The sequence below is a fragment of the Luteibacter sp. KNZ12-1A genome, from assembly GCF_056755675.1.
On record NZ_JBPGXU010000128.1, the window covers coordinates 1 to 10,211 of the forward strand.

Sequence of the window (10,211 nt, forward strand, 5' to 3'; positions counted from 1 at the left end):
AGCCCTTGGTGGGATCCGCCTCCGGCCCCTGGTGGGAGCCGACCCTGTCGGCGATACGGCGCGCCTCAAGCCACCCTATCCCCCGGCACCCTCAAGGCAACATATGCCCGCCGGTCACCCCATAAGTCTCGCCGGTGATGAAGCTCGCCTCCTGGCTGGCCAGCAACACATATACCGGCGCGCACTCCACCGGCTGGCCCGGCCGCTTCAGCGGCACGTTCTTGCCGAATTCGACGATTTTTTCCTGTGGCTGCCCGCCGCTCGGTTGCAACGGCGTCCACACCGGTCCAGGTGCCACGGCGTTCACCCGGATACCCTTATCCGCCGCCTGCTTGGCCAGCGCCTTGGTGAATGCCACGATCGCCGCCTTGGTCGGCGCGTAGTCGAGCAGGATGTCCGATGGCTCGTAGGCCTGGATCGAGGCCGTGTTCAGGATCGCGGCACCCGGCGGCATATGTGGCAGGGCCGCCTTGGTCAGCCAGAACATCGCGAAGACATTGGTACGGAACGTGTCCTCGAAGGCCTGGCTATCCAGTTCGTCGATGGATTTCGCGTACTGCTGCCGCCCGGCGATGTTGGCGAGGATGTCGAGGCCGCCCAGCTCCTTTACCACCCTGGCGACCAGGTCCTTGCAGAATGCCTCGTCCTTCAGGTCGCCGGGCATGCCGATGACGGTATGTCCTTCGCCGGTGAGCAAGGCGATGACCTCGTCGGCATCCTTCTGCTCCGATGGCAGGTAGTTGATCGCCACATCGGCGCCTTCGCGGGCGAAGGCGATGGCGGCGGCACGCCCGATGCCCGAATCGCCGCCGGTCACCAGCGCCTTGCGGCCTTTCAATCGAGCATTGCCGCGGTAGCTGGTCTCGCCATGGTCCGGCTTGGGAACCATTTCCTTCGCCAGGCCCGGTGCCGGCTGCGGCTGCTTGGAGAACTCCGGCTGGGGATACTGGGTGCGCGGATCGCGCATGGCGTAGGGATCGTGCTTGGCTGCGTTTGCCATGGGAAGGTCCTCTTGGGTGGAGAGGCCTTCAGGTTTACGGGCCGGGGTGTCCATACCCCGTCCACGTCATGTCACTTCCCCATGCCGACCATCTTCTTGCCTTGCTTCAGCACCGCGTCGCAGGCCTTGCGGGTGAGCTGGGCCTTGAGGTCGCCGGTGCCGGCCGGGCTGGAGCCGCCGCCGGAGAGGTCGAGGGTCTTGCCGTCGCTGGACTTCAGCAGGCCCTTCGCGCCGTCGAGGTAGCCCTTGTCCTGAGTGGGAGCGGGCGCGGCCTGGGCGGACTGGCCACCCAGCTTGCCCAGCAACTGGTCCTTCACGCCCGCGGCGCCGCTTTCGCCACCGAGGTAGTTGTTGCTCATGCAGTACTGCAGGATGCCCGCGGCGTTGCCCACGCTGCCGGAAGCGAGCGAGCTGCTACCGCCGCCCATCATGCCCTTCAGGCTGTCGAGTTGTACCGCCGCCGCGGGTGTCGCGGCGAAGGCGGTGGCGAGGGCGATACCGGCGAGTAAGGTCTTCATGACATGGCTCCGGGGGTCAAGGTGGGGAAGGGATAAACCTTGATGCGTTAGATGGATGTAAGCACGGCTGGCCGATATGCTCCCATGCGTTCTCCGCGGAAGGAAGGTCCGTTGCCCGTTCTCTCCCGTCTCGCCGGCGTCCTGCTGTTCGCCGCACCGCTTACCCATGCCGCCGTCAGCCTCACCATGCCGCGCGTCGAACGTGGCGATACCCCGGGCTACGTCGACGTGGCCCGGCCACGTTTCTCGTGGATCGTGCGCAGCGATACGAATGGCACCGTGCAGACCGGCTATCGCCTCGTCGTGACGCATCGGGGCGCGACGATCTGGGACAGTGGCGACGTCGTCGGCGCACGTCCGTTCGACATCGAATACGCCGGCCCTCCGCTGGCGCCCGGCGAACGCTATGAGTGGCGCGCGGACGTCCACACCTCCGACGGCGACGCCAGCGTGGCCTCGTACTTCGATACCGCGCTGGACGAAGCGGGCTGGCACGGGGCACGCTGGATCGGCAAGGGCGACGACACGCTTCCCGCACCCATGCTGCGGAAGACGTTCCGTGTCGATGGCGACGTGGCGCGCGCCACGCTGTACATCGCCGCCGGGGGTTATGCCGATGTGTCGATCGACGGCAAGCCGGTAAGCGACGCCGTGCTCGGCCCTGGCTTCACCGATTACGGGAAGCGCGTGGAAGTGGTGGCGAACGAGGTCGATCTCGCCCCCGGCGAACACACGCTCGGCGCCGAACTGGGGCGAGGTTTCTACGGACTCACCAATCCGAACGTATGGCATTGGGAGCGGGCGCCGTGGCATGGCCGTCCGCGGATGCGCACGTTGCTGCGCATCCGCCATGTCGATGGCCGTGTCGAGGATATCGTCAGCGATGCGAGCTGGCGCGTGGCCGATGGGCCGACGCGGTCGGACGACCTGTACGGCGGTGAGGTATTCGATGCGCGTCTCGCCACGCCACGTAGATGGTCACCAGCGGCGGAACTGCCGGCGCCGGCGGGAAAGCTCGTCGCGCAGACCGAGCAGCCGATCCGCGTGGTGGACACCGTCGCCGCGACGGCCGTCACCGAGCCGGTGCCGGGGGTTTACGTATTCGCGTTTCCCCGCGTGATGGCGGGATGGGCGAGGTTCGACGTGAGTGGTCCGGTGGGCACGACGATCGTCGCGCGTTACGGGGAGAAGTTGCTGCCCGACGGCACCGTCGACGCGCGCGATGAGCACCATTATTTCAAGCAGGGATTCCAGACCGACCGCCTGACGCTCGACGGCGGCCGGGTCCGCTGGCATCCGCGTTTTTCCTATAAGGGCTTCCGCTACGTGCAGGTCCAGGGCTGGCCGGGTGGCAAGCCGCTCGCCGACGCCGTCGCCGCGCAAGTGGTGCACACCGATGTGGCCGTGACCGGCCGCTTCGACAGCGACAATCCGTTGTTGAACTGGATACACCGGGCCGCCGTCGACACCATGCTGAACAACCTGCATGGCATCCCCACCGATACACCGATGTACGAGAAGAACGGCTGGACGGGGGACGGCATGCTGGGCGCGGAGATGTTCCTGCGCAATTTCGACGCGGACCGGTTGCTGGCAAAGTGGCTGCGCGACATCGCCGATGCACGCAACGCGCAAGGCGCGCCGTTGCTCATCGCGCCCAATCCCGGGTGGGGCGACGTACGTGCGCCCACCTGGCATTCGGCCTACGTGTTCATTCCATGGTGGTTGTGGATGTATGCGGGGGACCGGCGCCCGATCGAGGAGCACATCCAGGGCATCGCCCGTTACGTGGCGATGGAGGATGCGCGTTCGCCGGACGGCATCGCCACCACGGAACTGGGCGACTGGGTCAGCCCGGAAACCGATCCGGGCGGCGAAAACGCGCCGGAGGACAAGCGTGTCGCCGCGACGGCCTATCTGTACGGGATGGAACGTGCGACGGCGACGATGCTGTGGCTTGTCGGCGATGCGTCCGCCGCCGCCGCGTTCGATGTCCGCGCGGAGAAGGTGCGCGCGGCGTTCAACGAGCGATTCCTCGATCGCGCGGCCGCCCGCTATCGTGGGGAAGGAGACAGCGGCTACCGCCAGGCGCACAACCTGTTGGCCCTGGCCTTCGGCCTCGTGCCCGACGACCTCGAGGCGCGCGTGGCGGCCGGCGTGGCGGCCGATGCGAAGGCGCGCGGCGATCATCTCGATACCGGCGCGCTGGCGACCAAGCCGCTCCTGCCGGTGTTGACCGCCGCCGGCCACGCGGACGAGGCCTGGGCCATCGCCACCCAGACCACCTTCCCCAGCTGGGGCTTCTGGCGCGCCAACGGCGCCACCAGCCTATGGGAACACTGGAAGCTGGCCTCGCGCTCGCGGGGCCACTACTTCCTGGGCACGATCGACGACTGGCTGTACGGCGACGTGGCGAGCCTGCGGCCACTCGCGCCGGGATGGCGCCGTTTCGAGGTGCGGCCGACCCTCACGGCCTTCCTGGGCCGCGCGTCGGCGTCGGTCATGACGCCCTACGGTGAAGCGTCCGTGGCATGGCGCAAGGTGGGGGGAAAGGTCGAGGCGGATATCGTGGTGCCGGTAGGCACCGAGGCGGTGGTGGCCCTGCCGGGGTCGCCGGAGACGGTGCTGGGATCGGGGCGGCACACCCTGACTGCCCCGTGAGCGTCTTCACATACCCCTCGTAAAGTCTTGCACTCCACCGCCGATAAATCCTGCACGGGGAAATCGAGGGTGACGAGTATGTCGGCAGTGGAAAAATGGTTCGGCCGCACGCGGCTGAACACGCGGGTGTGGATGGTGACGACGGTGGTCGTGGCCGGCTTGTTGGCGCAGACGATCATGGCGGGCATCGAAAGCCGTGGCGTGCAGATGCGCGCGCTCCAGGACACGCTCGAACAGCACGTGACGGCGGCGATGGCGATCGCCGACGCCTATCACGCGCGTGCGGAGAAGGGTGAGCTGAGCGACCTGGAGGCGCGGGTGAGCGCGCTGCGGGACATCGAGGCGATGCACTGGGCGAACCATACCGGCTACGTCTTCGCGTTCGATTCGTCGTTGACGATGCGCATGCATCCGCTGCGGCATGACGACATCGGCAAGAACATTCGCGACGATGTCGACGGCAAGGGCTTCCACCACTACGAGGCGATGCTCGCCGCCGATACGAAGGCCGGCCAGGGCATGACCCGCTACACGCAGGTCATGCCCAAGACGAAGGAGCTGAAGGACAAGATCAGCTTCTCGGCCTGGTACAAGCCATGGGACCTGCACTTCGTGTCGGGCGCCTACTTCGACGCCATCGACGCCGCGTTCCAGGCCCAGCTCGAGCGCGACCTGATCAAGTCGGGCCTCATCGCGCTGCTGGCGCTGGCGATCGTCTGGTTCTCGATGAGCAGCATTCGCGGCAGCCTGGGTGGCGAGCCGCGCGACGCCGTGGAGATCGCGGGGCGTATCGCCGGTGGCGACCTTCGCGCGGATAGCGCGGCGGCGTTCGCGCCGGAGAGCTTGCTGGGCGCGCTGGAACGCATGCGCGGCACCCTGGCCTCGATCGTCACGGAAGTGCAGGAAGGCGCGCATGTCGTCTCCACCACCTCCAGCGAAATCGCGCGCGGCAACGACGACCTCTCCCAGCGCACGCAGGAACAGGCTTCCAGCCTGGAGGAAACCGCGGCATCCATGGAGGAAATGACGGCGACGGTGAAGCAGAACGCGGAGAACGCCCTGGCCGCCGACCGCTTGTCGCGGCACGCGCGCAACGCGGCGGAGAAAGGTGGCGCCGTCGTCGACGAGGCGATGGAGGCCATGCGCCAGATCGGCGATTCCAGCCGCCGCATCGGGGACATCGTGGGCCTCATCGACGACATCGCCTTCCAGACCAACCTGCTGGCACTGAACGCCGCCGTGGAGGCGGCGCGTGCGGGCGAACAGGGTCGCGGCTTCGCTGTCGTGGCGACGGAAGTGCGCCGCCTTGCCCAATCCAGCGCGGCGGCGTCACGCGAGATCAAGGGGCTCATCGTCGAAAGCGGCGAGCGTGTCGACGCGGGTGCCGTGTTGGTGGAACAGTCGTCGGGTGCGCTGCGCGACATCCTCGACAGCGTGAAGAAGGTGACCGACATCGTCGCCGAGATCGCCGCGGCCAGTGCCGAGCAGTCGTCCGGCGTCGACCAGGTGAACCTCGCCATCGCGCAGATCGACCAGGTGACGCAGGAAAACGCCGCGCTGGTGGAAGAGGCCGCCGCCGCCGCGAAGTCGATGCAGGACCAGGCCAGGTCGTTGCGCGACCAGGTGGCGTTCTTCACGGTCGACACCGAGGCAGGCGGTGGAGGCGGCCGCGACACCTCGCCTGCCGCGGTGGAGCATGCCGCGCACGACCTCAGCTTCGGTCATCGCCCGGCTCCCGCCACGGACGCCGCCGCTTGGACCGAGTTCGCCTGACAAGGGCGCACGTCCCGGCGCACATTGTTTATCCTCGGATGGAAGCCCCAACGAGGATAAGCACATGGACCACGCCGCGAGTTACGTGCACGGCGCGAGCCCCACACCCCTGCTCGGCGAGACGGTCGGGGCCCTGCTCGATCGCGTCACCGCACGTTGGCCGGACCGGCCGGCGCTGGTGGTGCGCGAGCAGGGCGTCCGCTGGACCTATCGGGAATTCCACGCCGAGGTCGAGCGCGTCGCCGCCGGCCTTCTCGCGCTGGGCCTGGAACCCGGCGACCGCGTCGGCATCTGGGCCCCGAACCGTGCCGAATGGGTGGTGGCGCAATTCGCCGCGCCGAAGGCGGGGCTGATCCTGGTCAACATCAATCCCGCCTATCGTTCGCACGAGCTGGCGTACTCGCTGAACAAAGTCGGTTGCCGCGCGCTCATCCTGCCGCGCGCCTTCAAGTCGTCGCGCTACCTGGACATCCTCCGTGGCCTCGCCCCGGAGCTGGATACCTCTCCGCCTGGCGGATTGCGCGCGGCGGCATTGCCGGACCTGCGCCACGTGATCCTGCTCGACGGGGAAGCGGCACCCGGTGTATTGCGTTGGCGCGATATCGCGGCGGACGACGCGGCGCGGGAGCGCCTCGCGGCGGTGGAGGCGGAGCTGTCGTTCGACGACGCGGTGAATATCCAGTTCACCTCCGGCACCACGGGTGCGCCAAAGGGCGCGACGCTCACGCATCACAACATCGTCAACAACGGCTTCTTCATCGGCGAAGCCATGCGCCTCACCGAGGACGACAGGCTGTGCATCCCCGTGCCGTTCTACCATTGCTTCGGGATGGTCCTGGGTAACCTCGCCTGCGTGACGCACGGCGCGTGCATGGTGATCCCCGGCGAGGGCTTCGACGCACTCACCACGCTGGAAACGGTGGCGGAGGAACGCTGCACGGGCCTGCACGGCGTGCCGACGATGTTCATCGCCGAACTCGAGCATCCACGCTTCCGCGAGTTCGACCTGTCGAGCCTGCGCACGGGCATCATGGCCGGTTCGCCATGCCCGATCGAGGTGATGCGCCGTGTCGTGCGCGAGATGCACATGAGCGAGGTGACCATCGCCTACGGCATGACCGAAACCAGTCCCGTCAGTTTCCAGACCGTGCCGGACGATCCGCTCGAACTGCGCGTGTCGACGGTGGGACGCATCCATCCACACGTGGAAGTGAAGATCGTGGACGAGGCGGGGCGGGTCGTTCCGCGCGGTACCACGGGCGAGCTGCTGACGCGCGGCTATTCCGTGATGCGCGGCTATTGGGGTGACGAGGACCATACCCGGCTGGCGCTCGACGCGTCGCGCTGGATGCATACCGGCGACCTCGCGGTCCTCGATGACGCGGGCTATTGCACCATCGTGGGCCGCCTGAAGGACATGATCATCCGTGGTGGCGAGAACATCTATCCCCGCGAAATCGAGGAATTCCTCTACGGACACCCGGATATCCAGGACGTGCAGGTGTTCGGTGTCCCGGATGACCGGCTGGGCGAGCAGGTGTGCGCGTGGATCCGCCTGCGCGACGGGGCGACGGCCACGGAGGGCTCGATCCAGGACTACTGCCGGCGGCACCTCGCCTATTTCAAGGTGCCGCACTACGTCCGCTTCGTGGACGGCTTCCCGATGACCGTGACCGGAAAGGTGCAGAAATACCTCATGCGCGAGATGATGGAAGCGGAACTGTCCGGGAAGGTCGGGCAGGAAAGGTAGGCCCGGCGGCCCCGTTCTCTACCTTGGATTCACGCCCCCCTCTCCACGCTAGCCGGGAGGGAGGGCTCAGGACACCAGAGAGGCGCATGTGAATCGAGTCAGGAGACACCATCCCGCTACGCTGTTTACGGCGTTCCTCTTCGCGTTGTTCGGTGCCGCGACCCTGCTGGGTGGCATACGGCTCGTCAACCTCGGCGGCTCCGCCTATTACCTGGTCGCGGGCGCGGTCACCCTGGTGGTCGCGGCCTTGCTGCTGTTCCGCGTGCGGCTGGCCGTGCCCCTCTATGGCCTCCTGCTGATCGGCACCGCTGCCTGGTCGGTCTGGGAAGTGCGCCTGGACTGGTGGCAACTGCTTCCGCGCCTCGACGTATGGTTCGTGCTGGGCTTGTGGCTCCTGCTGCCCTGGCCGCGCCGCGGCCTCAACCGGGACAGCCTATACGAAACCTCCCGGCATACCGGTGGTGGGTTCCTGCTCGTCTCGCTGTTGATCGTCGCGTTGGTGGGCATGGCGGGAGCCCTTCATTCCGATCACGACCTGTCGGGCGAATTGCCCATGGCCGACGTCGCGGGGCCGCAAGGCGACCGCGCCGCACGGCCCGACGGCGACTGGACCGACTACGGTGGCTCGCCGTTCGGCCAGCGCTACTCCCCGCTGACGCAGATCACGCCGGATAACGTGGGGCGGTTGCAGGTCGCCTGGAAGATCCAGACGGGCGATACCCCGGGGCCCGACGATCCGACCGAAACGACCTCCGAGAACACGCCGCTGAAGATCGGCGACACCGTCTACCTGTGCACGCCGCACAGCCGCGTGATCGCGGTGGATGCGGCGACGGGACAGAAGCGCTGGGAGTTCGATCCGAAGATCCAGAGTCCCGTCGGATTCAAGCACTGGGAACACATGACCTGTCGTGGCGTGTCGTACCACGATGATGCGAAGTACGCGGCGACCGCGACGGCATCCACCGCCTCGGCGACCTGCCCCCGCCGCCTGTTCCTGCCCACGGCGGACGCGCGCCTGATGGCGATCGACGCCGATTCCGGCAAGCCCTGCGCGGACTTCGGCGATCACGGCACGGTGAATTTGCGCACGAACATCGGTCCGTTCACGCCGGGTGGCTACTACTCCACCTCGCCGCCGGCGGTGACCAAGGACCTGGTCATCATCGGCGGCCATGTCACCGACAACGAATCGACCAACGAGCCCTCGGGCGTGATCCGTGCCTACGACGTGCACGACGGCCACCTCGTCTGGAACTGGGACCCGGGCAATCCCGACGCCACGGCTCCGATCGCCCCCGGCGGCATCTATACCCGCAATTCGCCGAACGTCTGGTCGCTCTTCAGCGTCGACGAGAACCTCGGCATCGTCTACCTGCCGATGGGAAACCAGACGCCCGACCAGTTCGGTGGCGGTCGCACGCCCACGTCGGAGAAGTACGGCGCGGGCATCGTCGCGCTGGATGTGGCCACCGGCAAGGTGAGGTGGAACTACCAGTTCACCCACCACGATCTCTGGGACATGGACATCGGCGGCCAGCCGACCCTCGTCGACCTGCAGACCGCCCAAGGCGTGAAACCCGCGCTGGTCGCCTCGACCAAGCAGGGCAGCGTGTACGTGCTCGACCGGCGCGATGGCACGCCGATCGTTCCCATTCGCGAAGTGCCACGTCCACAGGGTGCCGTGGCGGGCGACCATACCGCGCCGACGCAGCCGCTATCGGATCTCAATTTCGCGCCACCGGACGTGCGGGAGAAGGATATGTGGGGCACGACGCCCTTGGACCAGCTCTGGTGCCGCGTGCGTTTCCGTTCGTTGCGCTACGAAGGCATGTTCACGCCGCCCTCCGAACAAGGATCGCTGGTTTTCCCGGGTAACTTCGGCGTCTTCGACTGGGGTGGCGTGTCGGTGGATCCCACGCGCCAGTTGATGTTGATCAATCCGAGCTACATGGCTTTCCAGTCGCGCCTCATCCCGAAGGACGTGCTGGCCAAGATGGAAGTCGGCCCCGCCAAGAGCGAGACCGAAGGCGTGAAGAAGGCCGAAGGCATTCCCTACGGCATCGAACTGTCGGCCTTCCTCTCGCCGCTGGGCATTCCGTGCCAGGCCCCGCCGTGGGGTTACGTCGCGGGCGTCGACCTGCGCACGGGCAAGATGATGTGGCGGCACAAGAACGGCACCATCGTCGACAGCGCACCGTTGCCGATCCCGATGCCGCTCGGCGTCCCGAGCCTCGGCGGCATGGTGACCACGGCAGGCGGCGTCACCTTCCTCTCCGGCACGCTGGACTACTACGTGCGCGGCTACGACGTGCGTACCGGAAAGAAGCTGTGGGAGGCGCGCCTTCCCGCCGGCGGCCAGGCCACGCCGATGACCTACGCGGACAAGGACGGACGGCAGTACCTGCTGGTGACGGCAGGCGGACACGGCTCGCTAGGCACCAAGCAAGGCGACTGGGTGATCGCCTACGCGCTGCCCAAGTAGGAATGTGGTGGGGGATGTGGTGGG

General features: G+C 67.2%; 6 protein-coding genes. 4 read left to right on the forward strand and 2 right to left on the reverse strand.

The features are described from left to right. Positions 1 to 91: 91 nt before the first annotated feature. Together ACR9ZJ_RS17520 and ACR9ZJ_RS17525 are read right to left on the reverse strand one after the other, a co-directional pair. A complete protein-coding gene (locus ACR9ZJ_RS17520; protein WP_481288484.1) occupies positions 92 to 1,000 on the reverse strand; it encodes an SDR family oxidoreductase in 909 nt (302 codons plus the stop codon). Between the two features lie 71 nt (positions 1,001 to 1,071). Next, on the reverse strand, positions 1,072 to 1,518 hold the full coding sequence (locus ACR9ZJ_RS17525; RefSeq protein ID WP_481288485.1) for a DUF2501 domain-containing protein: 447 nt from the start codon (positions 1,516 to 1,518) through the stop codon (positions 1,072 to 1,074). Positions 1,519 to 1,629: 111 nt separating this feature from the next. Between ACR9ZJ_RS17525 and ACR9ZJ_RS17530 the strand changes: the two genes are divergently transcribed. The 4 genes from ACR9ZJ_RS17530 (at position 1,630) to ACR9ZJ_RS17545 (ending at position 10,187) form a co-directional block, all read left to right on the forward strand. Next, positions 1,630 to 4,179 (forward strand): family 78 glycoside hydrolase catalytic domain, encoded by a 2,550-nt coding sequence (locus tag ACR9ZJ_RS17530; protein ID WP_481288486.1) that lies wholly within the window; start codon positions 1,630 to 1,632, stop codon positions 4,177 to 4,179. A gap of 78 nt (positions 4,180 to 4,257) precedes the next feature. Continuing rightward, entirely contained in the window at positions 4,258 to 5,952 is a 1,695-nt protein-coding gene (locus tag ACR9ZJ_RS17535; protein ID WP_481288487.1) for a methyl-accepting chemotaxis protein, read from the forward strand. 64 nt (positions 5,953 to 6,016) lie between these two features. Then, on the forward strand, positions 6,017 to 7,702 hold the full coding sequence (locus ACR9ZJ_RS17540; protein ID WP_481282302.1) for an AMP-binding protein: 1,686 nt from the start codon (positions 6,017 to 6,019) through the stop codon (positions 7,700 to 7,702). Positions 7,703 to 7,790: 88 nt separating this feature from the next. Continuing rightward, complete coding sequence (locus ACR9ZJ_RS17545) at positions 7,791 to 10,187, forward strand: glucose/quinate/shikimate family membrane-bound PQQ-dependent dehydrogenase (protein WP_481288488.1); 2,397 nt, start codon at positions 7,791 to 7,793, stop codon at positions 10,185 to 10,187. The last annotated feature ends 24 nt before the right edge of the window (positions 10,188 to 10,211 follow it).

What these genes read in the sequence shown, in the direction of transcription:
- ACR9ZJ_RS17540 (WP_481282302.1), top strand. Translation starts at nt 6,017, where the DNA reads ATGGACCACGCCGCGAGTTACGTGCACGGCGCGAGCCCCACACCCCTG.
- ACR9ZJ_RS17520 (WP_481288484.1), bottom strand. Translation starts at nt 1,000, where the DNA reads ATGGCAAACGCAGCCAAGCACGATCCCTACGCCATGCGCGATCCGCGC.
- ACR9ZJ_RS17535 (WP_481288487.1), top strand. Translation starts at nt 4,258, where the DNA reads ATGTCGGCAGTGGAAAAATGGTTCGGCCGCACGCGGCTGAACACGCGG.
- ACR9ZJ_RS17525 (WP_481288485.1), bottom strand. Translation starts at nt 1,518, where the DNA reads ATGAAGACCTTACTCGCCGGTATCGCCCTCGCCACCGCCTTCGCCGCG.